At 68.0% G+C, this 23,818-nt stretch carries 26 protein-coding genes and 1 pseudogene; 9 read left to right on the top strand and 18 right to left on the bottom strand.

Going from position 1 to position 23,818, the window contains the following annotated elements; genetic code table 11:
* Positions 1–3: 3 nt before the first annotated feature.
* From HLA95_RS06660 to HLA95_RS06645, 4 genes are all read right to left on the bottom strand, one after another.
* Positions 4–864, bottom strand: coding sequence for a carbohydrate ABC transporter permease (locus HLA95_RS06660; RefSeq protein WP_191058836.1), 861 nt, complete (start codon positions 862–864; stop codon positions 4–6).
* Positions 864–1,796 (bottom strand): carbohydrate ABC transporter permease, encoded by a 933-nt coding sequence (locus HLA95_RS06655; RefSeq protein WP_191058837.1) that lies wholly within the window; start codon positions 1,794–1,796, stop codon positions 864–866. The genes HLA95_RS06660 and HLA95_RS06655 overlap by 1 nt, the downstream gene beginning before the upstream one ends.
* 4 nt (positions 1,797–1,800) lie before the next feature.
* Entirely contained in the window at positions 1,801–3,147 is a 1,347-nt protein-coding gene (locus HLA95_RS06650; protein WP_191058838.1) for an ABC transporter substrate-binding protein, read from the bottom strand.
* 210 nt (positions 3,148–3,357) lie between these two features.
* Positions 3,358–4,143: an SDR family NAD(P)-dependent oxidoreductase gene (locus HLA95_RS06645; RefSeq protein WP_223861433.1), complete on the bottom strand. Its 786-nt coding sequence runs from the start codon at positions 4,141–4,143 to the stop codon at positions 3,358–3,360.
* Between the two features lie 270 nt (positions 4,144–4,413).
* On the opposite strand from HLA95_RS06645, the gene HLA95_RS06640 reads away from it, so the two are divergent.
* Genes HLA95_RS06640 through HLA95_RS06630 form a run of 3 tightly spaced genes read left to right on the top strand, consistent with a single transcriptional unit; the run spans position 4,414 to position 6,778 of the window.
* Complete coding sequence (locus HLA95_RS06640) at positions 4,414–5,271, top strand: DeoR/GlpR family DNA-binding transcription regulator (RefSeq protein ID WP_222182834.1); 858 nt, start codon at positions 4,414–4,416, stop codon at positions 5,269–5,271.
* 30 nt (positions 5,272–5,301) lie between these two features.
* Complete coding sequence (locus HLA95_RS06635) at positions 5,302–6,102, top strand: BtpA/SgcQ family protein (RefSeq protein WP_191061458.1); 801 nt, start codon at positions 5,302–5,304, stop codon at positions 6,100–6,102.
* Between the two features lies 1 nt (position 6,103).
* A complete protein-coding gene (locus tag HLA95_RS06630; RefSeq protein WP_191061456.1) occupies positions 6,104–6,778 on the top strand; it encodes an HAD family hydrolase in 675 nt (224 codons plus the stop codon).
* A gap of 38 nt (positions 6,779–6,816) precedes the next feature.
* Here the strand turns inward: HLA95_RS06630 and HLA95_RS06625 are convergent, their stop codons facing one another.
* The gene (locus HLA95_RS06625; protein WP_191061455.1) at positions 6,817–7,431 is read right to left on the bottom strand and encodes an FMN-dependent NADH-azoreductase; all 615 of its coding nucleotides are present in this window, start codon (positions 7,429–7,431) and stop codon (positions 6,817–6,819) included.
* Positions 7,432–7,551: 120 nt separating this feature from the next.
* On the opposite strand from HLA95_RS06625, the gene HLA95_RS06620 reads away from it, so the two are divergent.
* On the top strand, positions 7,552–8,502 hold the full coding sequence (locus HLA95_RS06620) for a LysR family transcriptional regulator (RefSeq protein ID WP_222182833.1): 951 nt from the start codon (positions 7,552–7,554) through the stop codon (positions 8,500–8,502).
* Here the strand turns inward: HLA95_RS06620 and HLA95_RS06615 are convergent.
* The 3 genes from HLA95_RS06615 to HLA95_RS06605 all read right to left on the bottom strand — a co-directional run bounded on the left by HLA95_RS06615 (position 8,462) and on the right by HLA95_RS06605 (position 10,530).
* A complete protein-coding gene (locus tag HLA95_RS06615; RefSeq protein ID WP_191060093.1) occupies positions 8,462–8,932 on the bottom strand; it encodes a DUF6644 family protein in 471 nt (156 codons plus the stop codon). The two genes, HLA95_RS06620 and HLA95_RS06615, sit on opposite strands and share 41 nt — an antisense overlap.
* Positions 8,933–8,947: 15 nt before the next feature.
* A complete protein-coding gene (locus tag HLA95_RS06610; protein ID WP_255591558.1) occupies positions 8,948–9,343 on the bottom strand; it encodes a DUF6152 family protein in 396 nt (131 codons plus the stop codon).
* 110 nt (positions 9,344–9,453) lie between these two features.
* Positions 9,454–10,530 carry a zinc-binding metallopeptidase family protein gene (locus HLA95_RS06605; RefSeq protein ID WP_191060091.1) on the bottom strand — a complete coding sequence of 359 codons (1,077 nt, stop codon included), beginning with the start codon at positions 10,528–10,530 and terminating at the stop codon, positions 9,454–9,456.
* 188 nt (positions 10,531–10,718) lie between these two features.
* Here HLA95_RS06605 and HLA95_RS06600 point away from each other — a divergent pair, with 188 nt between their 5' ends.
* Positions 10,719–11,480 (top strand): SDR family NAD(P)-dependent oxidoreductase, encoded by a 762-nt coding sequence (locus HLA95_RS06600; RefSeq protein WP_191060090.1) that lies wholly within the window; start codon positions 10,719–10,721, stop codon positions 11,478–11,480.
* A 43-nt stretch (positions 11,481–11,523) separates the two neighbouring features.
* Positions 11,524–12,516, top strand: coding sequence for a CorA family divalent cation transporter (locus HLA95_RS06595; RefSeq protein ID WP_191060089.1), 993 nt, complete (start codon positions 11,524–11,526; stop codon positions 12,514–12,516).
* A gap of 20 nt (positions 12,517–12,536) precedes the next feature.
* On the opposite strand, the gene HLA95_RS06590 is transcribed toward HLA95_RS06595, so the two are convergent.
* The 4 genes from HLA95_RS06590 to HLA95_RS06575 all read right to left on the bottom strand — a co-directional run bounded on the left by HLA95_RS06590 (position 12,537) and on the right by HLA95_RS06575 (position 16,266).
* On the bottom strand, positions 12,537–13,298 hold the full coding sequence (locus HLA95_RS06590) for a 2,3-dihydro-2,3-dihydroxybenzoate dehydrogenase (protein ID WP_191060088.1): 762 nt from the start codon (positions 13,296–13,298) through the stop codon (positions 12,537–12,539).
* On the bottom strand, positions 13,298–13,927 hold the full coding sequence (locus HLA95_RS06585) for an isochorismatase family protein (RefSeq protein WP_191060087.1): 630 nt from the start codon (positions 13,925–13,927) through the stop codon (positions 13,298–13,300). Before HLA95_RS06585 ends, HLA95_RS06590 begins: the two co-directional genes overlap by 1 nt.
* Positions 13,928–13,944: 17 nt before the next feature.
* A complete protein-coding gene (locus tag HLA95_RS06580) occupies positions 13,945–15,141 on the bottom strand; it encodes an isochorismate synthase (protein ID WP_222182920.1) in 1,197 nt (398 codons plus the stop codon).
* Between the two features lie 186 nt (positions 15,142–15,327).
* Positions 15,328–16,266 carry a LysR family transcriptional regulator gene (locus tag HLA95_RS06575; protein ID WP_222182832.1) on the bottom strand — a complete coding sequence of 313 codons (939 nt, stop codon included), beginning with the start codon at positions 16,264–16,266 and terminating at the stop codon, positions 15,328–15,330.
* Between the two features lie 73 nt (positions 16,267–16,339).
* On the opposite strand from HLA95_RS06575, the gene dgcN reads away from it, so the two are divergent.
* Positions 16,340–17,353 (top strand): N-acetyltransferase DgcN, encoded by a 1,014-nt coding sequence (dgcN, locus tag HLA95_RS06570; RefSeq protein WP_223861815.1) that lies wholly within the window; start codon positions 16,340–16,342, stop codon positions 17,351–17,353.
* Between the two features lie 18 nt (positions 17,354–17,371).
* Positions 17,372–18,343 carry an N-acetyl-D-Glu racemase DgcA gene (gene dgcA / locus HLA95_RS06565; RefSeq protein ID WP_322100110.1) on the top strand — a complete coding sequence of 324 codons (972 nt, stop codon included), beginning with the start codon at positions 17,372–17,374 and terminating at the stop codon, positions 18,341–18,343.
* A gap of 4 nt (positions 18,344–18,347) precedes the next feature.
* On the opposite strand, the gene HLA95_RS06560 is transcribed toward dgcA, so the two are convergent.
* The 6 genes and pseudogenes from HLA95_RS06560 to HLA95_RS29280 form a co-directional block, all read right to left on the bottom strand.
* Positions 18,348–20,261: an FUSC family protein gene (locus HLA95_RS06560; RefSeq protein ID WP_222182827.1), complete on the bottom strand. Its 1,914-nt coding sequence runs from the start codon at positions 20,259–20,261 to the stop codon at positions 18,348–18,350.
* Between the two features lie 10 nt (positions 20,262–20,271).
* The gene (locus HLA95_RS06555) at positions 20,272–21,213 is read right to left on the bottom strand and encodes a threonine ammonia-lyase (RefSeq protein ID WP_255591557.1); all 942 of its coding nucleotides are present in this window, start codon (positions 21,211–21,213) and stop codon (positions 20,272–20,274) included.
* 7 nt (positions 21,214–21,220) lie between these two features.
* Entirely contained in the window at positions 21,221–21,370 is a 150-nt protein-coding gene (locus HLA95_RS29065; RefSeq protein WP_191061758.1) for a PfkB family carbohydrate kinase, read from the bottom strand.
* Between the two features lie 242 nt (positions 21,371–21,612).
* Positions 21,613–22,370 (bottom strand): annotated as a pseudogene (locus tag HLA95_RS06545) (SDR family oxidoreductase).
* Positions 22,371–22,552: 182 nt separating this feature from the next.
* Positions 22,553–23,086: a TetR/AcrR family transcriptional regulator gene (locus HLA95_RS06540; protein ID WP_191061757.1), complete on the bottom strand. Its 534-nt coding sequence runs from the start codon at positions 23,084–23,086 to the stop codon at positions 22,553–22,555.
* A 146-nt stretch (positions 23,087–23,232) separates the two neighbouring features.
* Positions 23,233–23,451 (bottom strand): transposase, encoded by a 219-nt coding sequence (locus tag HLA95_RS29280; protein WP_191061756.1) that lies wholly within the window; start codon positions 23,449–23,451, stop codon positions 23,233–23,235.
* A gap of 137 nt (positions 23,452–23,588) precedes the next feature.
* Here HLA95_RS29280 and HLA95_RS06530 point away from each other — a divergent pair.
* Positions 23,589–23,818 (top strand): transposase (locus tag HLA95_RS06530; RefSeq protein ID WP_255591556.1); only part of this gene is annotated, 230 nt, incomplete at its 3' end.

The raw sequence follows: 23,818 nt of genomic DNA, 5'->3' as shown, positions 1-23,818 counted from the left end.
CTGTCAGCGGACCGGATCGACGAGGCTCATTTCGGTGACGTGACGCTGCAGGAAGTAGGCGAACAGCGCGGGCGGGATGATCGTCACGATCACGGACGCCGCGAGGTTGCCGGGCTCCGGATACTGGCCGAGGAAGCCCGAGATCGCCGTGGGCAGCGTGTTGGCGCTGGTGCCGTTCACCAGCACGAGGGCGTAGGTGTATTCGTTCCAGGAGAACAGGAAGGCGATCACCGCGGCCACCGCGATGCCGCTCTTGGCCAGGGGCAGGATCAGCGTCAGCAGGCAGCTCGTCCGGCTGTAGCCGTCGATCCTGGCCAGCCGCTCGATCGGCGGCAGGTTGCGGAAATAGCCGATCAGCATCCAGGCGACGAACGGGACGGTGATGGTCAGGGTGACCACGATCAGGCCGAACCGCGTGCCGTTCAGGCCTAGCTGGACATACATCGAGTAGAACGGGATCAGGGTCGAGACCGGCGGCAGCGCCACGGCGAGCAGCACGGCGAACAGGAGCTTCTGCTTGTGCCGGAACTCCATGCGCGCGAACACGTAGGCGAGCGGCACCACGATCAGCAGCGTGATGACCGTCACGATGCTGCTGATGAACAGGCCATTGAGGACGCCGCGGATGATCTGGTTCGACTGGCCGGACGCCCCGCTGACGTAGCCGGCCGCATATTCGTAGTCGTAGCCGAAGATGTTGTAGAACGTGCCGAATTCGAACACCTGCGGCATGAAGGGCTGCGGGAACAGGCGGATCTCGTTGGGCGTCAGGAACGCCATCCGGCAGAACCAGTAGATCGGGAAGATCGACCAGACGATCGCGACCGCGATGGCGAGGTAGAGGAAGATCGATCGCTTGGCCATCAGCGCGACACCCTTCGTCCCCAGACGAGATAGATGAGGAACGTTGCCCCCAGGATGAAGAACAGCAGGTAGAACGACATGGCGGCGCCGTAGCCGAGGTTCAGGTCTTTGAAGCTGCGCTTGTAGATCTGATAGGTCAGCGTCGCCGAGGCCGTACCTGGACCGCCGCCGGTCATGATCAGGATCATGTCGAACATCTTCATCGAGAGCACGGTGGTGATCGAGGCGAACACGAACAGCGTGAACTGGAGCGGCGGCAGGGTGACGTAGCGGAAGGTCTCCCAGGCGGTGAGCCGGTCGATCGCCGCCAGGTCATAGAGCCGCTTGGGGATGGTCTTCATGTTGGCGAGCAGGAAGAACGCCACCAGCGGCGCCATCAGCCAAGCATTGGCGACGGCCAGCACCTCGACCACGGTGGCCCGTCCCATCAGGTCGACACCCTGGGTGCCGCCGAACGTGAAGGAGATGGTGGTGAGGATGCCGGTCTGCCCCCGGACGAGCTGGCCGAACATCAGCCCCGCTGCATAGGACGAGACGCACCAGGGCAGGAACAGGAGGGTGCGGACCAGGCCGGCCATGCGGATCCGCTGGTTCATGATCGAAGCCAGGCACAGGCCCAGGATCATGGTCAGCACGACCGACTCGACCGTGAACCGCAACGTGATCCAGATCGCGTTGATGAAGCTCTTGTCGCTCCAGACGTCGATGAAGTTCTTCAGGCCGACGAAGTTCGCCCGGTAGCCGCCGAAGAACACGATCTGGTGCAGGCTCATGTAGATGGCGTACCCCAGAGGGTACGCCACCACGAGCATCAGGAACACCAGGACGGGCAGGCCGATCAGGAACGCGAAGCGCGTGTCCGACATCTCCCGGCGCGGCTTGCGGCTGGGGGTGGATGCTTGGATCGCCTGGCCGGCGCTGCCCACTGCCATCTGGTCAGATACCGTACTTGCCGTTGAGCTCTTCGATCTTGGCGGTCATCGCTTCCAGGGTCTCGACGATGTCGCCATCGTCGAACAGGAAGGACGACAGCGTCTCCTTCAGGAACGGATTGAACTCCTCCGACCAGACGACGCTCCAGATGCCCTTGGGGAACGGTGTGTTCTGGTAGATCTTCAGTATCGCGTCATAGTCCTCCGGCCGCATGATCGCCTTCTTGATGCGCTCCGCGGTCTCGGGGCTCTCCATCACGGACTTGTAGCCGGAGAACAGCATGTTCTCCTGCATCCAGTTCTGCGCGATCGCGATCTTGCCGTCCTGGTCCTTGAAGCCGTACCAGGACACGAACTTCTTCACGTCGTCGGTGAGCGCCTCGGAACGCTCGCGGTTGCTCATCACGTAGAGGCCGCTGTCGATGATGCCCCAGGGATGGTCGCCCATCGGCACGAGGCTGCAGCTTCCGGCGATCTGCGAGCGGCCCGGCCGGTTGAAGGTCTCGATGTCGTAGATCTGCTGCGGGCTCATGACGTAGCGCCCGGACGCGAAGGCGTCGATGTAGCCGCCCTCGTTGAAGGTGAAGACCTCCTGGGCGATCATGCCCGACTGCCAGAGCTTCTTCCAGGCGGCCAGCGTCTTGTAGTACGGGCCGTCCTCGTCGGTGGTGATGGTCGGCTGGTGCGTCTCGGCATCGGCGATGGTGCCGCCGCGGTTGATCACCTCGAGCACGAAGCCCCAGGAGATGCCGAACCACTCGCCGAACCAGTGCGGCAGGAAGGGGGTCTCGATCCCCTTGTCCTTCATCCTGTAGATGAGGTCGTAGACCTCGTCCCAGTTCTTCGGCAGGTCGGCGTCGGTGAAGCCGTACTCTTCGAAGAGCTTGCGGTTCACTACCATCGTGCCGCGGGTGCTGGCGAAGTATGAGAGGCCCAGGAGCTTGCCTTTGTAGGTCCAGGCATCCTTGAGGTTCGGATAGAGTTCCGCCTCGATCTCGGCATAGGCCGGCAGCTCGTTCGCCGGCAGCACCCAGCCCGCATCGAAGTAGCGGCAGGCCGAGGACGGGTTGGCGTAGAACATGTCCAGCTCGGCGCTGGCCATCAGGTTCTGCTCCATCAGCGCCGGGTAGTCGCCGGTCACCGTGGCGTAGTCGACCTTGCCGTCCATCGCCTCGTTGTAGCGGGCGACATTCGCCTGGACCACGTCGGTGCGGAAGTTCCAGCCCCGGAAATAGACGGTCTCGCCGCTGGTCGGCTTGAGGTCCATATCCTGCGCCAGGACCCGCCCGGCCCCGCTCATCAAGGCCAGGCCGGCCGTGCCGGCCAGCAATCCGAACTCACGGCGCTTCATCTGTTTCCCCCCTCGACGGTCAGGCAGGGACCCGCAGGTCACCGCAACCGGTTACTGGCTGCACGCGTAATCAGTGACCCTCGACAGCACAAGAGTTAATCACTGACTAATTTAGCAGCTATAAATGAACTCAAGCAAGCCAAAGCAAAAGCACCCGTGCGGCTTCATCGACCCGATGAAACCGTCGCGGACAGGATCCAGCGAGCCGTCTCAGCCCGTGTAGACCCCTCCCTCCACATTGATGCCCTGCCCGGTGATGAACCGGGCCGCATCCGACAGGAGGAACGCCACCACCCCGGCGACATCCTCCGGGGTCTCCAGCCGGCCGAGCGGCGTCATGGCGATATATTCGGCGCGGACCGCATCCGGGGTCATCCCGCGCAGCTCCGCTTCCCAGACGACCTCGCGCTCCTGCATGCCGGTGCGCACGAAGCCCGGGCAGACGCAGTTCACCCGGATGCCATTGGGCGCCAGCTCGCGCGCCAGCGCCTGGGTCCAGCCCAGCACCGCGAACTTGCTGGCGGAGTAGTGTGCCAGCAGCGGCGCTCCGACCTTGGCGGCGAGCGAGGCGGTGTTGCAGATGACACCCTTGCGGCCGGTCTCGAGGAAGTAGCGCGCGGCGTACTGGTTGGTCAGGAACACGCCCCGGGCGTTGACGTCGAAGTTGAAGTCCCATTCCTCGTCGGTGAGATCCACCGCACGGTTCATGGTGGACACGCCGGCATTGGCGACCAGGCAGTCGATCTCGCCCAGCGCAGCGCGCGCAGCCGCAAAGCCCTCGGCGACGCTGTCCCGCCGGCGCACGTCCATGGCCAGGGCATGATGCCCGTCACCCAGTTCGGCCGCGGCGGCACGGGCGGCATCCAGGTTCAGGTCGGCGATCGCGACGCGCATGTCCTGCGCCACCAGGGCCCGGCAGATCGCCAGCCCGATGCCGGTCGCACCGCCGGTGACCAGCGCCGTCTTGCCCGCCAGATCGCTGCCGATACCGCTCAATGCCCCCTCCCCCGAGATTTTATCAGGCATGTGCGGCCACGCCTTCGAGGGGAACCGGCGCTCCATGCGCCATCCCCCCGGACCAGAGCATGGAGCGCCTCCCCCGCCCGGCAAAGCTATCCACGTCGCGCATCCGGTCAAACATTTTCTAACAGGTCACTTCTGTTCGATTCTGTTCGATCGTGTTGCGGCACCTCCGGCCAGCGGCTATCGTCCCGCTGCCGGCCGCGCTGCCGGCGCGGATGGGCGCGTGAAGTTGGAGCGGCACGGATGGACGGCGAGGCAGGGCGCACAGCCCCGATGCCGCCCGGCGGCGAAGGCCGGCGCGGTGGTGCCGTGCTGGCGGCCGCCCGCCGGCGGGCCCTGCACGTGGCCATCGTCGAGCGCGGCGAGATCTCCGTGGCGGAGATCGCCAAGGAGTTCGGCATCTCGGAGATGACGGTGCGGCGCGACCTGGACGCGCTGCAGCAGAGCGGGGCCATCGAACGTTCTCATGGTGGTGCGGTGCTCGCCAAGCCGGCAGCGGCGCCGGCCGAGCCCTCGTTCGCTGCCAGACGCAATGTTCGTGCCAGGGCCAAGCAGGCGATCGGCCGGGCCGCGGCGGCGCTGATCGCCGACCGTGACGTGGTCGGGCTGGATGTCGGCTCCACCGTGGCCTGCCTGGCCGCCGAGATTGGCGGCCGCAGCGGGCTCAGCATCGTCACCAACAGCCTGCAGGCGGTGGCGGCCATGACGCGCCGCCCGGTGCTGTCCGACGTCTATGTCGTGGGCGGCTACCTGCGCGCCCGCGAAGGCTCGCTGTGCGGGGCGATCACCCAGCGCCAATTGGCCGACCACTGGCTGAACAAGGCCTTCATCGGTGCGGCGGCGCTGAGCCCGGAAGGGATCTTCGACTATTCGATCGAGGAAGTGCAGGTGAAGATGGGCTTCATCCGGCGGGCCGGCGAGCTGATCCTGCTCTGCGACAGCAGCAAGTTCGGCCGGCGCAGCTTTGCCCGGGTGGCGGGGCTCGAGGCGATCTCGACCCTGGTGACCGACCGGCCGCCCGGGGCGGAGCTGGCCGAAGCGCTGCGGCGCCACGAGGTCCAGGTCGTCGTCGCCGACGATGACGAGGAAGAAGGCTGCTGATCCGGCAGCCGGTTAGCGAAAGGTTGTGCGATCGTGTTTGATCTGTTGCAGGAGCGGAAGAAGCTCGTCATCGCCATGGTGCATATCGGCGCGCTGCCGGGCACCTCGCTCTACGACGAGAAGGGCGGCATGGCGAAGCTGGTCGACGGCGTGCTCGCCGACCTCCACGCCCTGCAGGACGGCGGCGTCGACGCGGTCATGTTCGGCAACGAGAACGACCGGCCCTATTCGCTCAAGGCCCCGCTGGCCTCGGCGGTGGCGATGAGCTCCATCATCGCCACGGTGAAGCCGGAGATAAAGGTGCCGTTCGGCGTGAACTATCTCTGGGACCCGGTTGCCAGCGTCGAGATCGCCGTGGCGACCGGGGCGAAGTTCGTGCGCGAGATCTTCACCGGCGTCTATGCCTCCGACATGGGCATCTGGGAGCCCGACTGCAAAAGCGCCTTCCTGGCGCGGCGCAACCTCGGTCGCCCCGACCTGAAGCTGCTCTTCAACATCAACGCCGAGTTCGCCGATTCGCTGGACAAGCGGCCGATCGAGCTGCGCGCCAAGAGCGCGGTCTTCTCCTCGCTGGCCGACGCGATCCTGGTCTCGGGCGCCATCACCGGCCAGGCCGCCGAGCACTCGCAGTTGCGCAAGGTGCGCGAAGCCCTGCCCGACACCCCGGTGTTCGCCAATACCGGCGTGCGGATCGACAATGTCGAGGAGACCTTCCAGTTCGCCGACGGCTGCATCATCGGCACGCATTTCAAGGTCGACGGCAACACCTGGAACCCGGTGGACAAGGACCGGGTGCGCCGGTTCATGGACAAGGTGGCGACGCTGCGCTGACATGACCATGCCGGAACTCGCCGCGGTCGTCTGGGACATGGACGGCACGCTCATCGACAGCGAGCCGCTGCACGAGCGGGTCTTCTATGCGACCTGCCGCCGCCACGGCGTCGATGTCTCCGACCTGGACGCCGGCGTTTTCGTCGGCGTGCACCAGTACGACGTGTGGCACGCGGTGGCGCACCGCTTCCCGCCGCACGTCACCATGGAGAGCTGGCTGGCCGACCTGGACGCCGAATATCTGGCCGACCAGGGCAGCCTCGGGGCGATGCCCGGCGCGGTGGAGGTGGTGCGGGCCCTGCACGAGGCGGGCCTGCGCCAGGCCTGCGCCTCCAACTCCGGCACCCAGGTGGTGGCCGCCAACCTGGCGAAACTGGGCATCCTGCCCTTCCTCCAGGCGACCGTGACCCTGGACGACGTGACGGAGGGTAAGCCGGGGCCAGAGCCCTATGCCCGTGCCTGCGCCTTGATCGGCGTGCCGCCGGAACGGGCAGTCGCCGTCGAGGACAGCATCACCGGCCTGATGTCGGCCCGCGCCGCGGGGCTGCGCACGATCGGCTACGCGTCCAACCGGCACGTCGCCGACAAGCCGGAGTTCCGAGCCCTGGCCGACCGGGTGATCGACCGGCTGGACGAGGTGCCGGCGCTGGTGAACGTGGCGGCCAGAGCCGCCTGAGCCAGTTCCGCCCGGCTGCGCGCCGGGCGGAGCCCCCCTTACGCGGCCTGCAGGAGGTCGATCTCGCGCCAGGCTTCGGCGACCGAGCGGGTGCGCTGCGCATCGCCCATGGCTACGCCCTCGGCACGCACGAACTGCACGTCGGTGATGCCGAAGAAGCCGAAGATGGTCCGCAGATAGGGCTCCTGGTGGTCGATCGCCACGAGCGGGCTCCCGGCGCTGTAGACCCCGCCGCGCGAGGAAGCGACGATGATCCGCTTGCCGCCGGCCAGCCCGACCGGCCCGTCCGCGGTGTAGCGGAAGGTCTTGCCGGCGACCGCGAGCCGGTCGATCCAGGCCTTGAGCTGGCTGCTGATGGTGAAATTGTACATGGGCGCGCCGATCACCACGATGTCGGCCGCCAGGAACTCCGCCAGGACCTCGCCGCCGAGCGTCAGGTCCTGCTGCAGCGCCGGATCGAGCGCTGCAGGCTCGGCGGCCCCCGCCGCCAGATAGGTACCCGACAGATGCGGCACCGGGTCGGCCGCGAGATCGCGATAGGTGATCTCCAGGCCAGGGGTGGTGCGGGCCAGTTGCTCGACGATGCCGGCCGACAGGGTCCGGCTGACCGAGGCGGCACCCAGGATGCTCGAATCGACGTGCAGCAGTTTCATCGTGATGTCCTTCCTGTTCTCGTCCGCTTGCTGACATTCGAGGTAAGGGCAGGACGATCTTGCGAGAAGCTGGCTGTTCCTGAACATTGCGTTCCACCAGCGGAACAGTAGGGCGGATGGATGCGCGACCTGAACGACATGGCGTGCTTTGCCGCGGTGGTGCGCCACCAGGGCTTCTCGCCCGCCGCCCGGTCGCTGCGCCTGCCGAAGTCGCAGCTCAGCCGCCGGGTGGCGCGGCTGGAAGAGCGTCTGGGGCTGCGCCTCCTGGAGCGCTCGACCCGGCGGGTGAGCGTCACCGAGGCCGGCCGCGAATATTATCGCCACTGCCAGGCCATGGTCGCCGAGGCCGAGGCCGCCGACGAGGCGGCCGCACGGGTGCAGGCGCAGCCGCAGGGCCTGGTACGGGTCGGCTGCCCGAACGGGCTCTCGCAAGTGCTGGCAGAGACGATGCCGCGCTTTCTCGCCAGCTATCCGAAGCTGCGGGTCCAGCTCGTGATGACGAGCCGGCCGCTCGACCTGATCGAGGACCGCATCGACGTCGCGATCCGGGTGCGCCCGCAGCTCGATACCGACCCCAACCTGATCGTGAAGATCCTGGGGACCAGCCGCCTCCTGCTGGTCGCGAGCCCGATCCTGCTCGGGCAGCATGGCACGCCCGCTTCGCCCGACGACCTCCACGGCCTGCCGACGCTCGGCCATACCGAGCAGCCCGGCGAGACGGTCTGGCAACTGCATGGCCCGGATGGCGCCAAGGAGACGTTTGCGCACGAGCCGCGCCTGGCGACCATCGACTTCCCGATCCTCCTGGAAAGCACGCTGGCCGGCGTGGGCATCGCCTGCCTTCCGGAGCAATTGGTCGCCGGCAGCCTGCGCGATGGCCGGCTCGTCCGGATCCTGCCCGACTGGCATGGCGGCGAGGGTCTGCGCCATCTGGTCTTCACCTCACGCCGTGGCATGGCGCCGGCGGTGCGGGTGGTGATCGACCTCCTGGCCGAGCTGCTGACCCCGGATCCGCTGCTGGCCCAGCCCGTCACAGGAACCCGATCCAGCGGCCCGCCACCAGGGCGCTGAGCCAGGCGAGTGCCGAAACCATCGCCAGCACGCGCACGCTGCCGTGCAGCGGCGCACCCGCCAGTGCTGCGCGGTAGTGCCGGTTGCGGTGCTGGAGCAGGACATTGCCCAGCGCCAGGGCGAGCAGGGCCAGCTTGGCCAGGAACGCGGCGTTGCCCACGTAGCGGCCGGGCTCGACGGTGAACAGCCAGAGCCCGGTCAGGATCGCCAGCGCCACGCCGGTGGCGGCTATCCGCGACAGGAATGGTCCCAGCACGGCCAGCGGTGCCTGGCGGAACAGGCCCAGCAGGCGGAGATCCAGTGGCAGGATCGCGCCCAGGATCAGGCCGATCCCCAGGATGTGCGCGGCGTTGACGAACAGATAGGCGGTGCCGGAGTTCTGCAGGAGCACCGCACCCGGCCATGATCCGATCCAGGCCAGCAGGCCCATGCGGCTGGGCGAGGCTCAGTCCTGGATCCGGTCCGGGTACATGTCGTAGTTCTGGCCGTCGATCGTGATGCGCACCGCCTTCATGTGCATGTCGTCCGGGTCCTTGGACCGGTTGCCCAGCACGGTGATCGCGTCGCCGGGCTCGGCGGTGTCCCCGGTGAAGCCGGAGCGCTCGGTCTGGCGCGGGTTGCCGAGGTCGACCTGCCAGACGACGCCCTCGGCATCCTGGACCTGCAGAACCGGATGCGGCGGCGACATCGAGATGGACTGGATGGTGCCCTCGAGCGTCATCTGCTCGCCCTCGGCCCAGGACCAGCCGTGATGGGCCAGGGCCGGCAGGCCCGGGATCGCCGCGGCCGCGAATGCTGCGAGGACGAGGCGACGTGCGGCCGTCATGGTGAACTGCGTCATTGGCGGACCCCCCTGGTGGTGACGGATCGGTCCGGGGTGCCGGCACCGGCTCCATGCCACCTTGCAACTAGGGCAGGTACACGCCCGGGAAAAGCCTTCTTCCCGCCCGCTCAGAACTTGCGGTGCACCAGGTCGTGGATGAAGCCCAGCTTCTCGATCACGGCCGGCGAGAGGACGAAGGGGTAGAGATCCGGCTGGCCCATCGAGCGGTTCAGGCTGTTGACCGCGAAGGTGAGCGGCAGCCAGGCGTCGATCAGTTGCTGGATGTCCCGGGCGCGGGTCGCCTTCACATCGTCCATCTCGGCCGACAGCAGGTCGTCGTCGCCGGCCTTGGGGTCGACCTTCAGGCCGAAGGCCGCCGCGGTCTCCAGCGTGTCGACGATGTGCAGGTAGTGGGTCCAGGTCTCGGCGAAGTCCTCCCAGGGATGGGTCGTGGCATAGGCGCTGACATAGTTCTCCTGCCAGTCCGCCGGCGGCCCCTCGGCATAATGGCGTTTCAGCGCCTCGCCATAGTCCTCGCGCTCGTCGCCGAACAGGGCGCGGCAGCGCTCCAGCGCCTTCGGGTTGGCGAACACCAGAATGTCCCAGTAGTGGTGGCCGACCTCGTGGCGGAAATGGCCCAGCAGGGTGCGGTAGGGCTCGCCCATCTCGTGGCGGGTCTTCTCGCGCTGGACGTCGTCGGCCTCGGCGATGTTGAGCGTGATCAGGCCCTGGTCGTGGCCGGTCATCACCCGTGCCGGCCGCTGCTGGCTGGGCCCGCTCGGCTGGTCCGAAAGGAAGTCGAAGGCCAGACCGTGCTCGGGATCGTCCGCCAGATTGTGCAGCGGCAACCGCAGCGCGATCAGGGTGTAGATCAGCCGGTGCTTGGCGAACTCGATCTTGCGCCAGCGCTCGAGGTTCGCCGGGTCGGAAATGTCGGGAATCGTCCGGTTGTGCCGGCAGGCCTTGCACAGCGTGTCCGGGCTCTCGGCCGGGATCATCCAGTTGCAGAGGTCGTGCTCCGCATTGCGGCAGAACTTCATCGGCCGCCCCGGCAGGGCCAGCGGCCGCCAGGCCTCGCCTTCCGGCTCCAGGGCAGAGAGGTTCGCCTGGTCGGGCAGGTAGCCCAGGCGGTGGCCGCAGCGCATGCAGACCGTGTTCTCGAAATAAAGGAGCTGCCCGCAATGCTGGCACTCGAATAGCTTCATCGATCGTCCCCGTGGCCGGCGGCGGCAATGCCGGATGATCGATTCTACATCCTGCCGCGCTTGAACCGGCGGCCGCACCGGAGGTTGCCGGCGGGGATGAAATTCATCCGCCCACGCCCGATCCATCCCATTGACGGCCCGGCAGGTGGCGGCAGAGGCTGCGGCCAACCCGACCCGGAGGCTGCCTCATGTCATTCGCCATCTACCCGAGCCTGAAATCGGCCGTCGTGTTCATCACCGGCGGCGCCTCCGGCATTGGTCTGGAGATCGTCAAGGCGTTCGCCGAGCAGGGCTCCAAGGTGGGCTTCGTCGACATCGACGCCGATGCCGGCCAGGCGCTCGCCGACGAGCTGAAGGCCAAGGGTGCCGAGATCGCCTTCGAGCGCTGCGACCTGCGCGACATCCCCGACCTCCAGCGCGCTTTCGCGGCGCTGGAGGCGGCCCTGGGCCCGGCAGGCGTGCTGGTGAACAATGCCGCGCGCGACGACCGGCATGGCTGGCAGGACGTCACGCCGGAATATTACGACGAGCGGATCGCGGTGAACCTGCGCCACATGCTGTTCGCGATCCAGGCCGTGGCCCCTGGCATGATCAAGGCGAAGAAGGGCTCGATCATCAATTTCGGCTCGAACTCCTGGTGGCAAGCCACCGGCGGCATGCCGGTCTACACCTCGGCCAAGGCGGCGGTGCACGGCATGACCCGCGGCTTTGCCCGCGACCTCGGCCCGCACGGCATCCGGGTCAACACGGTGGTGCCCGGCTGGGTGATGACCGAGCGGCAAAAGGAGCTGTGGGTGACGCCCGAGGCGCTGGCCGACACGATGAAGCGGCAATGCCTGCCCGTCCCGATCGAGCCCGTCTATCTGGCCCGGATGACCCTGTTCTTGGCCTCCGACGACGCGGCGATGTGCACCGCCAACAACTACATGGTGGAAGCCGGGTCGATCTGACCCGGCAAGACTCGGCCAGGCTCCGGCTCGGGTGCAGGCACCGATGCTGCGCTATTTCCAGATCGACCGGGAACGGCTGTACCCGCTGGAGCCCGCGGCCGGCGGAGGCCTGCCGCAGGGTGTGGTCTGGATCGACCTGGTCGAGCCCAGCCAGGAGGAGGAGCGGCAGCTCGGGGAGGCGCTGGGCATCGACGTGCCGACCAGGGACGAGGTCAGCGCGCTGCAGACCTCCAGCCGGCTGTCGGCCAGCAACGGCGTACTCTACATGAGCGCCATCGTCGCCCATGGACGGGACATGGAGCCGCTGCACACGCTGCCGGTCACCTTCGTGCGCAGCGGGCCGCTCCTGATCACGATCCGCTACGGCCTGCCCGAGGCGATCGACCGGTTCGTGGCCCGTGCCCAGGCCGGCGAGTGGCCGCTGCGCGATGCCGACGGCATCCTCGCCGCCCTTTTGGAGGTGATGATCGACCGGATCGCCGACCGGCTGGAGTTCATCGGCGAGGACCTGAAGCGGATCGAGGGGGCGATCTTCCACGGCCGGACTACCGTGACCGAGGGCCGGCATCAGCCGGTGCTCAGCCGGCGCATCCATGTCCTGCAGGATGCGATCGAGCGCATCGGCATCCACCACCGGACCAGCTTCGGCCTGCGCGAATGCCTGCACAGCCTGGAGCGGCTGGTGGCGTTCCGCCGGATCCACGGCGTCGACCATCCGCGCACCGCCCAGTTCAACGCCATCGAAGGCGACCTCAAGGCGATCGCCGACTACGACCAGGACCTCAACAACAGCATGGACTTCATGGTCAACGCCACGGTCGGCCTGATCGACGTCCAGCAGAACAAGGTGATCTACCTGCTCTCGATCGTGGGCATGGTGATCACCCCGCCCGTGGTGGTCGCCAGCATCTACGGCATGAACTTCGACCACATGCCGGAGCTGCACTGGCGCTGGGGCTATGCCTGGGCGCTGGGCCTGATGCTGCTCTCGGCTGGGGTGCCCTGGCTGGTGTTCCGCCTCAAGCGCTGGCTCTGACCCGGCAACGGCCCCCGCCCTCAGCCGCGCAGCGTGGCGCCGCCATCCACATAGAGGTCGGCCATGGTGATGTGGCCGGCCTGGTCGGACAGGAGGAAGATCACCGCATTGGCGACGTCCTCGGGCGTCGCCAGCTTGCGCAGCGGGATGCCGGTCTTGAAGGTCGCAAGTGAGCCCTGGATCACCTGCTCGGCGCCGTCGGCATCCGCCCACATCCCGGTCTGCATCGGCGTCAGGGTCGAGCCGGGCGCTACGATGTTGCAGCGGATTCCGTGGGCGGCCAGCTCCAGGCCCAGGCAGCGCGTGAACATGGTGGAGGCTGCCTTGGACGCAGCATAGGCGGCCATGGCGTGGCGGGGGATGCCGGCGGCATTGGAGCTGACGGTCACGAGGTCGCCCCGCCCTCGCGGGATCATCCGCCTGGCGAGCGCCCGGCAGACCCGGAACACGCCGGCCGTGTTCACCTCGAACACCTGCTGCCAAGTCGCATCGCTTGTGTCGACCACGAGATCGGTCGCCAGCACGCCCGCGACGTTCACGCCGATGTCGATCGGCCCCCATTCCGCCTCGACTCTTGCCACCAGCGCATCGACCGCCTGGCTGTCGCGCACGTCCAACGGCTCGGCACGGACGGGCTCCGGGAAGGCCACCGCACCCGGATCGAGGTCGGCCGCGACCACGCGCGCACCTTCCTCGTGGAGCAGGCGCACCACCGCGGCACCGATGCCGCCGGCAGCCCCGGTGACCAGCGCCATCTTGCCCGCGATGCCGCTCGGTCGCATCAGCCGAGCTCCCCGATCAGCCGCTCCGTCCCGATCGGCACGCCGCACACCTCGGCCACGTAGCGCACCGCCATGTCGTGCCGTTCGCGCGAGAAGTCGGCCAGCGCGTCGGCGACGAAGAACGGCTCGATGTCGCGCATGAACGCCTCCGCTGCGGTGAGCAGGCAGCCGATATGGGCGTACACCCCGCAGATGATGAGCTGGTCGCGGCCGCGCGCGCGCATCAGCGTTTCCAGGTTGCTGCGCTGGAACGCGCTGTAGCGGTGCTTGACCAGGACGTGGTCGCCCTTCTCCGGCGCCAGGGCCGGGATGATCGGCTGGCGGTCCCAGCTCATGCCCGGGCCCCAGAGGTCGGCCTGCAGCCCGCGGTCGCGCCGGTCCTGGTCACCTTCCTGGGCCGTGTAGAAGACGGGCATGCCCACCGCCCGGCAGTGGCGCGCCAGCCGCCCGACATGCTCGATCACCGGCGCGATCGGCGCCACGTCCGGCGTGAAGCGGTCCAGGAAATGATGCTGCATGTCATGGATCAGCAGGGCCGCCCGGCCGGCCGCCACCTTCCAGGGGGCGCGGGCGGCCGGCAGCTCGTGCTCCTGTGGCAGCTCGTAATGGCCGATCTTGGGCAGGCCCATCGCGGCGGATCCTCATTTCAGGCAGGACAGGTCAGGCAGGGGCGATCCGGCTGGGCCGGCGCGGCGGAACAGGGCGGGATGGCAGCAGGCGCGTCGACGCCCAGGGCCGCCAGGAGGGCGGTGAACTTGGCCTGGGTCTCCTCCAGCTCGGCCGCCGGATCGGAACCGGCCACGATCCCGGCACCCGCATACAGCCGGGCCTGGGTCCCGGCGATCTCGGCGCAGCGGATCGACACGTACCAGGCACCGTCGCCGGCGGCATCGCACCAGCCGACCGCCCCGGCATAGAAATCGCGCTCATAGCCCTCGTGCGCACGGATCGCCCGGTCCGCCAGGTCGCGCGGCGTGCCGCACACGGCCGGGGTGGGATGCAGCAGGCCGGCCAGGCGGACGGAGCTGATCCCCGGGTCCTTCAGCCTGCCCTCGATGCGCGTGCCCAGGTGCCACATGCTGCGCGTGGCGATCAGTTCCGGTGCCGGAGGCCTCGCGAGATCGCGGCAGCAGGGGGCGAGCTGGTCCAGGATCGCCTCGACCACCATGGCATGCTCGCGCCGGTCCTTGTCGGACCGGATCAGGCCATCGGCAGCGCTGCGGTCGCTGACACGATCGGCCGAGCGCCGTGCCGAGCCGGCCAGCGGGTGGGACCGGATCACGGCATCGTTCTTCGCGAGCAGCAGCTCCGGCGTGGCGCCGACCAGGCAGCGCGGCGCCGGCCACCGGCCGGCCGGGAGCGGAACGGCGAACACGGTGGCCTGCTCGTCCAGCGCCAAGCGGGCGACCAGTTGCTCGACATCGATCGGCCGGTCCACCACCAGGTCCAGCGCCCGCGACAGGACGACCTTGCGCAGTTCCTGGCCGCTCGCCAGCAGGTCCACCACGCGGGCGACCGCCGCCTGGAACCGGGCCGGGTCCGGGCACGCGGCGATCGACCGGATCACCGGGCATGGCCGTTCCGCCGGTGCGGCGGGACGCTCCATCTGCCGGACGGTCTCCGGCTGGAACAGATGCGGCGGGCGGCTACGGTCATAAGGGAGAGCACCGACCAGCATGGCGGCACCGTCGCCACCGCCGTGGAGCACCGTCTCGGGCTCGCCCGCCTCGGCCGCGGACAGGAGGTGCCGGCAGCCCGTGGCGACCAGCATTCGGTTCTTGGTGACGAGGACGAACGGCTGGGTGTCGGCGGACGCCACGGCCGCATCGGGCGCGACGTCCATCACGGCCCCCTGCGCTGAGAAAACGGCCCTCCAGGGGACCGGGGAGCGAGATCTGCGCAGTGGCCGGAAAGGTCAATAGTCCATCATGAATACTGTAACTAGACTAGCTACAGCCATCGATCCAAGCTGCCGCAAGATCAGCCATTCCGGCCGCAGACGCGCCACGAACGGTTTTGTGAGACGGGATCAGCCCGCTGCCCGGGCGATCTCGCGCTCGGCTGCCTTCAGGCAGGCGACGAACCGGTCGACCAGATGCCCGGCCTGGCGCGAGCGGGCGGTCAGCGCATGTAGGGTGAACGCGATCGGCGGATCCAGCTCGCGCACCACGCTGCCCTGCCCGAGCGCCAGCGCCGTGTAGCGGTCGATGACCGCGATGCCGACGCCGGAGCGGGCCATCATCAGGGCGGTATGGTAGGTCTGCACCCGCACGGCCACCCGTGGCTCCAGCCCGGCCCGCCGCGCGGCACCCTGCAGCAGCTCACCCAGCGGATCGGCCGGATCCAGGGCGATGAACGGCCGGCCAGCGAGATCGCCCAGGGACAAAGGCTGCGGCAAGGCCGGGTCGGTCGCCACCGCGACCATTCTCGCCTGGGCGAGCGGCACGGCCTGGACCGCCTCGTGCGGGGGCGCATTGAACACGAAGCCCACGTCCAGCTCATGGTGCAGCAGGTCCTGGATGATCTCGTGGGTGTGATGGGTGGCGACCTCGCAGCCCGTGCCGGGCAGCAGGCGGAGGAAGCGCTGCACCGCGCGCGGCAGCACGCCCAGGCTGAGGGCGGGGATGGCGGCGACCCGGATGCGGCCGGCCTGGCTGTCGCGCAGGTTGCGCACGAGCCTGCGGACATCGTCCATCGCGGCAAACGCCTTGCGGGTCTGGGCGAACAGGGCCTGGGCCTCGGCGGTGGGCACCAGCCGGCCCCGGTCGCGCTCGAACAGGCGCAGGCCCGCCTCGGCCTCGGCCTGGGCCAGGAGCTTGGTCACCGCCGGCTGCGAGATGCGCAGCAGGCGCCCGGCGGCACTGGCGGTGCCGGCGAGCATCACCGTGTTGAAGACCTCGAGGTGGCGCAGGCGCATCGGGCCGTTCTTCTGTCCGGTATCCTCCCGCAGACCATAACCCAGGCTCATGGGCCTGCCACTCTGGCTATGCGACGAGCGGACCCATGGTCGCTAGGCTGTGGCCCGACATGAGCCTCAACGGATGATGGTCAAGGCGATGCTGGCCAGCCCCTATCTCCTTTATCTCGGCGATGTGCGCGACCCGATCAGCGCCAAGACGGCACGCGGCATCGCGGTGTTCCGGCCCGAGCGCTGCGTGGGCCAGTACCGCCTGCCTGGCTGCACGCTGAGCGTGGGCCTGCCCGACCTCACGCCGGCCGAGGCCGCGGCCAAGGGTGCGCGTACCCTCGTGCTGGGGATCGCCAACCATGGCGGCTATATCGACGAGGCATGGCTGCCGGCCATCATGGAGGCGCTGGAGCTGGGCATGGACGTGGCCAACGGGCTGCATGCCAAGCTCGCCGACATAGCACCGGTCCGGCAGCGCGCCGAAGAGCTCGGCCGCCGGCTGATCGACGTGCGCCACAGCGCCGGCAACTACCCGGTCGGCAAGGGCAAGCGCCGGCAGGGCAAGCGCCTGCTCACGGTCGGCACCGACTGCTCGATCGGCAAGATGTACACCTCGCTCCTGCTCGAAGCCGAGATGAAGAAGCAGGGTCTCGATGCCGAGTTCGCCGCGACCGGGCAGACCGGCATCCTGATCGCCGGCAGCGGCGTGCCGCTGGATGCGGTGATCTCGGACTTCATCTCCGGCTCGATCGAATGGCTGACGCCCGACCGCGACCCCGACCATTGGTGGGTGATCGAGGGTCAGGGCTCCCTGTTCCACCCGTCCTATGCCGGGGTATCGCTGGGCCTCCTGCACGGGGCCGCCGCCGATGCGCTGGTGATGTGCCACGAACCCACCCGCGAGCGCATGCGGCACATGCCGGACTATCCCGTGCCGGGCCTGAGCGAGGCCATGGCGGCGAACCTGGCGGCAGCCCGCCTGACCAACCCGGACGCTCGTTTCGTCGGGATCGCGCTCAACACCCAGCACATGAAGCCGGATGAGGCCGACCTGCTCTGCCGGGTGATCGGCCAGGAGTTCCACCTGCCCTGCGTCGACCCGGTGCGCCACGGCACGGCACCCATCGTCGCCAACCTGCCGGGCTGAACGGCGATGGACCTTCAGGTGACGATCGAGCGACACGAGCTGGCGGGCGTGTTCCGCATCTCGCGCAGCAGCCGCACCGAGACCCGGGTCGTGGTCGCGACGCTGCGCGAGGGCGATGCGGTCGGTCGCGGCGAGAGCGGGCCGAACACCCGCTATGGCGAGACGCCGGAAGCGGTGGGCTTCCAGATGGAGACGCTGGACCTTGCCAGGATCACGCCGGACGCGGCGGGCCGGAGCCGGCTCCTGCAGCGGCTGCCGGCCGGGGCCGCGCGCAACGCGCTGGACTGCGCGCTCTGGGACCTGGAAGCCAAGCTCACCGGGAAGACCGTGGCGGAACTGGCCGGCATCGCTCCGCCGACGCGGTTCCGCACCGCCATGACCCTCAGCATCGACACGCCGGCAGCGATGGCGGAGGCCGCGCGCAAGCTCGGGCCGGACCAGCTCCTCAAGGTCAAGCTCGATGGCGAGCAGGTGCTGGAGCGGGTGGCGGCGATCACCGGCGCCGTGCCCGGGGTCCGGCTGATCGTGGATGCCAACGAGGCCTGGTCGCTGGAACTGCTCGGCCGCTGCCACGAGGCGCTGGCCGGGCTCGGCGTGGTCGCGATCGAGCAGCCGCTGCCGGCCGGGGCCGATGCGGCGCTGGCCGGCTTCCGCAGCATCGTGCCGCTCATCGCCGACGAGTCCTGCCATGTCTCGGCCGACCTGCCGCGCCTGGTCGACCGCTATGCCGGGGTGAACATCAAGCTCGACAAGACCGGCGGGCTCACCGAGGCGTTGGCCCTGCGCGATGCGGCCAGCGATGCAGGCATGCACGTGATGGTGGGCTGCATGCTCGGCACCTCGCTCGCCATGGCGCCGGCCAGCCATCTGGTCGAGGGCACCTTCCTGATCGACCTGGACGCGCCGTTCCTCCTGCGCACCGACCGGCAGCCGAGCATGGTGGTCGAAGCTGGCGTGCTGGACCCGCCCAGGCCGGCGCTGTGGGGCTGAGCGGCTAGCGCCCGGCCAGGCCGAAGCGGAGCAGTTCCTTCCCGCCACGCAACGCGGCGGCCGTCTCCAGCAGCGCACCCCATGCCTGCGGCTCAGGCACATGGGCTGCGTGCTGCTCCAGGAGAACCGCGACCTCGTCCGGGGCGATCGCCAAATCACGCAGGGCTGCCAGCGCCTCGTCGAGGGTGCGGCGCGTGGCATGGTCCAGGTCCGGCCGTGCCAGCTCACGGTGCAGGCCGACGATGGCGTGGCCCAGATTGAGCACCGCGAGCAGCCCGGCCGGCGCCCGGGCCCCCAGGCTAGCGGCCCGGCCCAGATGCAGCATCAGCCGCAATATCCTGGCCGGGCCGACGCTGCCGGCCGGTGCCGATGGCCGTAGCCCTGCCACCAGCAGGGCGAGGTCGCCGCGGATCGCTTCCGCCACCGCCATGGCCTGCCGGTCGGGCCGGCGCGGCAGCAGGCGGAAGCCGGTGGTGACGACCAGTGCCGAGAGCACCAGGGCGGCGGCTTCCTCCAGGATGGTGCCGAGCGGGGCGGCCGGCGTGGGCAGGACGGCCTGGCTGGTCAGGAGGAAGCACATGTTGAAGTCGATGCCGGGAATGGCGGTGCGCCGGCTGGCCCGCACCAGGCCGCCCAGCGCCATGAACGGCGCCATCGAGACGATCAGCTCCAGGGGTGAGGCGACCAGGGGCTGCACGGCCAGCCGGTAGAGGATCGCCATCACCACGCCGCCCAGCACGCCTTCCAGCATCCTGGGGGCGATCACCTGCGGCAGCGGCAGGCTGCCCAGCACCATCGAGAAGATGCACAGGCCCAGCACGGCCAGCTCGGCCATCGGCCAGCCGGACCACCATCCCGCGATGCCGCCCAGCAGCACGCCCAGGCCCGGGACGATGCCGGTCATGATCGCGACCTGCCATTCGCGATGCGGGGCGAGATAGACCGCCTTGCGGCGGAAGGAGCGGGCATCGGCGCTCTTCGGGTCGTCGGTCAGCAGCGCCTCGGCACCGGACTGGCGCTCCAGTGCCTGGGCAAGCCGCGGGTCCTGCGCGCGCAGGCCGGGCAGGAGATCGGCCAGTGCCGCCGGCAGCGCAGGTGCCTCGGCCATTTTCACCAGGTGAGCGCCGAGCTCGGCCGGCAGCCGGGCCGCGCCGCGTCGCCGGCGCTGGCCCGATGCCTGGGCCGCCGCCATGGTGGCCAGGGCCGCGACCAGCAGGCCCTGGACATGGCGCAGGCGCCGATAGCCGTCCACGGAGCCGGCGGTGATCAGGCTGGCTGATTCGCTGGCTTCGCTCATCGCGGCCAGGAGCTTGCGCTCGGCGGCCGCATCCGCGCCGGTCAGCCCGTCGATGGCGGCAGCGGCAAAGCGCAGCGCATCACGCGAGAGCCGGCGCACCCGGTCATACAGTTCCTGGCGGGGCGAGGCGGGGGTGAAGAAGCCGGTCACCAGCGTGACCACCACCACGCCGATCAGGGTGCAGATCACCCGCGCCTGCGCCGTGCCGGTGGCGTCCTCCGCGAAGAACAGCATCGGCAGGACGACGACCGCGGCGGTCATGCCCGAGAGCAGCGCGCCATAGCCATGCACGCCGCGCAGGATATGGGTGAGGCTGCCGTTGATCGCGATCCAGAAGGACAGCAGGAGCAACTGCAGCCAGGGAAGATCCACAAGATGGACGAGGGCAAAGCCGAAGCCGGCACCCACCAGCGTGCCGGCCACCCGGAAGAAGGCCCGCTCGAACAGCAGCCCCTTGTGCGGCTGCGCCACGACCCAGATCGGCGTCGCTGCCCAGTAGGCGTGCGGGATGCCCAGCAGCGTGGCGATGGTGAAGGCGAGCCAGGCGGCGAAGGCCAGGCGCAGGCCATGGGCGACCAGCGGGCCGTCCAGGCCCAGGCGTGCTGCAGGCCCGGCCTTCATGCCGCCCTGGTCAGCCGATCCCGTCCGTGCCGGAGCCGCAGACCAGGATGCAGACCTTGTCGCCCTTTTCCACCTTGACCGCACCGGTGCGCAGGGCGGCGGCGGCCGCGGCACCGCTGGCATCCGCGGACAGGCCGAACTCGAACCACAGCCACTTCGCGGCCTCGACCATCTGCTCGTCCTCCAGCAGCACGATCTCGTCGATGTTCTTCGCGGCGATCTCGTAGATCGGGTCGGCAGTGCGGCCGCAGCCCATGGTCGGGATGGTGGTCGTCACCTTGGGCAGGGTCACTGCCTCGCCGGCGGCCAGGCTGGCATGGAGGGTGGGCGAGCCGGTGGGCTCGATGCCGATGATCCGCGCATCCGGCTTGAGCGCCCGGATCACGGTGGACATGCCGGCGACCAGGCCGCCGCCGCCGATCGCGATCAGGAACACGTTGGTGTCGGGATGCTCCTCCAGCACCTCCAGGGCGACCGTCCCCTGCCCCGCCACCACGTCACGATCCGCGAAGGGATGGAAATAGGTGCCGCCGGTCTCCTCGGCGAACTGGTGGGCCGCCAGGTTCGACTGGTCCCACTGGGCGCCCACCACCCTTGCATCGGCACCCCAGGCAGCGATCTTGGCGCGCTTGGCCGGCGAGGAGGTCTCGGGCAGGAACACGGTGGTGCGCACGCCGGCCAGCCGGCCGGCCCTGGCCACCGCCAGGCCATGGTTGCCGCCGGACGCCGTGACGATGCCGTTCTTCAGCTTCTCGGGCGGGGTCTGGAGCAGGCGGTTGGTGGCACCGCGCGCCTTGAAGGAGCCGGTGACCTGCAAACATTCCAGCTTCAGCCAGAGCGACGCATCCGCGGGCGGCGCCAGCATCTGGTCGGCCGGCATCATGGGCGTGCGGCGGACCTTGCCCTGCAGGCGGGCGGCTGCGGCGCGAACGTCGTCGAGGTCGATCAACATCTTGGGGTCAGAGCCTTTCGAGCGGCTGAGGAAAGCCGCCCGGGTGCATGCAGGTCTTGGCTGCGGCGTCCCGGCCGGCGGCGAGGCTGTCGGCCACATCTTTGCCGCGAAGTCGCGCGTGGAGAAAGCCCGCGATGAAGCTGTCGCCTCCGGGCATTGGCCAGGATGGCCACGAGAGGGCGGCCGGGCGACGCAGGCAGGCTTGGTCGATCAGTGGACGGCCTGGAGCGGCATCAACGGCCCGTGGAAATCAGATGCCTGACGTCTCACGTACGTTTATACGAACAATAGCCCGTTTGAGAATGTGACCAGTGGCTGATGCGGCGCAGGAGCAGGCTGCTCATGGCGACGTGGATGAAGGCTTCGGAGACGTCGATGCGGGCTTCGTAGTCCCCGCCCTCAGATTTGCGATACACCGCCGTCGACAGTCATCTCGATGCCGTTGACATAGCGGGCATCGGTCGATGCCAGAAAAAGAGCGGCCGATGCGATTTCGGCTGGCTCTGCCATGTAGCCAAGCGGGACTTGCCCAGCAACGTGATCCTTCAAAGCTTCAATCTCGGCATCATTCATTTGGAGGCCATTCTCAAAGGGTGATGTGAATGTGAAACCGGGGCTGAGTGCATTCACACGGATCTTCCGATTGCGAAGATCATTGGCCCAGGTTCGTGCAAATGATCTCACGGCCGCCTTCGAAGCATTGTAGAGGCTGAGCTCCTCCATGCCGTTATTGGCGCAGATAGACGCCGTGAGCACGAGGGATGCACCGTCGTTCAGGAGAGGCAGCAAGGTCTGGACAGTGAAGAAAACGCCTTTCACGTTGATATCGAACGTCTTGTCGAACGCACCTTCGCTGGTATTACCGAGTTCGTTTTTTTCGCAGATCCCGGCATTTGCGAAAACGGAATCCAGGCGGTCGCCATGCTTTTCTATTTTGGTTTTGAGTTTTCCCAGATCGGAGAAGCTGGAAACATCCGACACAACCGCAACCGCTGCCGGACCGAGTTGAGCGGCGGCCTCGCCGAGTGCCCTGGCTGAGCGGCCGGTGATATAGACGCGCCTGGCGCCTCCTCGATGAGGACATTCGCAATTGAAAAGCCGATGCCGCTCGATGCTCCGGTCACGACGCTCACATGGTTCAGGAATTCGGTGGACACTCTTCGTTTTCCTTCAAGTTAAAGACACAGGGGCTGCATGACGCGGCAGGATAGCCGCGCAGTACTTTTCACTCGTGCGTAAGCAGAATTCTCCAAGTACTCGCGCCCATGGGTCGACCTCTTTCATCGCGCCGCGAGGTCACTCGTTCGCGATTTCTGTACCGTTTGGTTCCAAATTTGAGTCAGCCCAACGGCTTCAGGGCAAGATCAACCATCGCCCGCATGTCGTCCTGCTCTGCGCCGGCCTTGCCCAATACCCTCATCCCCTGGATTTGGCACACGAGGAACCTTGCCAGGGCCCGCTCATCCAGAAGCTGGTCAATCTCCCCCAAGGCCTGCGCCCGGATGATCGCAGCTGCAAAAAGATCCTGCAGCCGCCGGAACAATCGGGATATCCGAGCCGAAACTTCCTTGTCTCCAGGGAGCATCTCGGTGGCCGTCAGCACCACGAAGCAGCCGCGCAGACCGTCCTTCCCGGAGGAAAGCTCCGCATGACGCTCGAAAGCAGCACGAATGGCCGCTTTCGGAGATGCATCTCCACTCAGGCTATCCCCGACCTGACGGACCGCATCATCGATGTAGACATCGAGGGCGCGCAGGAAGACTCCTCTTTTGTCGCCGAATGCCTTGTAGAAACTGCCTCTCGACAGCTCCATGCCGTCAAGCAGATCGGGAAGCGAGGCGTCGTGATATCCACGATCCCAGAATACGTTCATGACCTTGCGGACAGCTTCATCAAGCTCGAACTCGCGAGGTCGTCCTATGGGTGACGATATGGGAGTGCCTTTAGCCATGGATGGCATATGGAACCAATCGGTCTATTAGCCAAGATGCGCGCCATCAGGAGTGCGTTTGAGAAGGCTCACGACCACCGCCTGCCAGGTCGGCAGGTCGGCAGCAGGCGCGAAGCCACGCCGGCACGTAGGAAATGGAGGATCGCATTCACCCGTTCGCGCGAGCACACCTTGCGCGGCCGCCGACCAGGACGCGGCTCGGAGACCAGCGGCGCGATCAGCTTCCACTGACCGTCTGTCAGGTCAGTATCATGCGCTTGCCGCCGCGGCGGCTTCCGTCTCGGCATCGGTGTCAGCTCTCCAGCTCCGGTCCGACGCGCCAAGAGTCACATCACCACTGCCGTAGAAATCCATCTTAAACACGCTCTTAGAGCCTGTTTGAGAATGGGTTGCTGAGCCAGAACGGCTGTGGTGGAAGCTCGGGATGTGGACCCGAGAGAGCCGTGGGCGGATGGCCGAGATCGCCCGCAAGACCAAGCGTTATCCGACTGATCTGACGGACGAGGAATGGCAGCAGATCCAGCCGCTGCTGCCGCAGGTGCCCAGGCGCGGGCGCAAGCCCAAGACCAACCTGCGTGAGGTGCTGAATGCGATTCGCTACATGGCGCGCAGCGGCGGCGGCTGGCGGATGTTGCCGAAGGACTTCCCACCCTG

This window comes from Geminicoccus harenae (assembly GCF_019800005.1).
Taxonomy (GTDB): Bacteria; Pseudomonadota; Alphaproteobacteria; order Geminicoccales; family Geminicoccaceae; genus Geminicoccus; species Geminicoccus harenae.
This window is presented reverse-complemented; position numbering and strand designations above follow the sequence as displayed.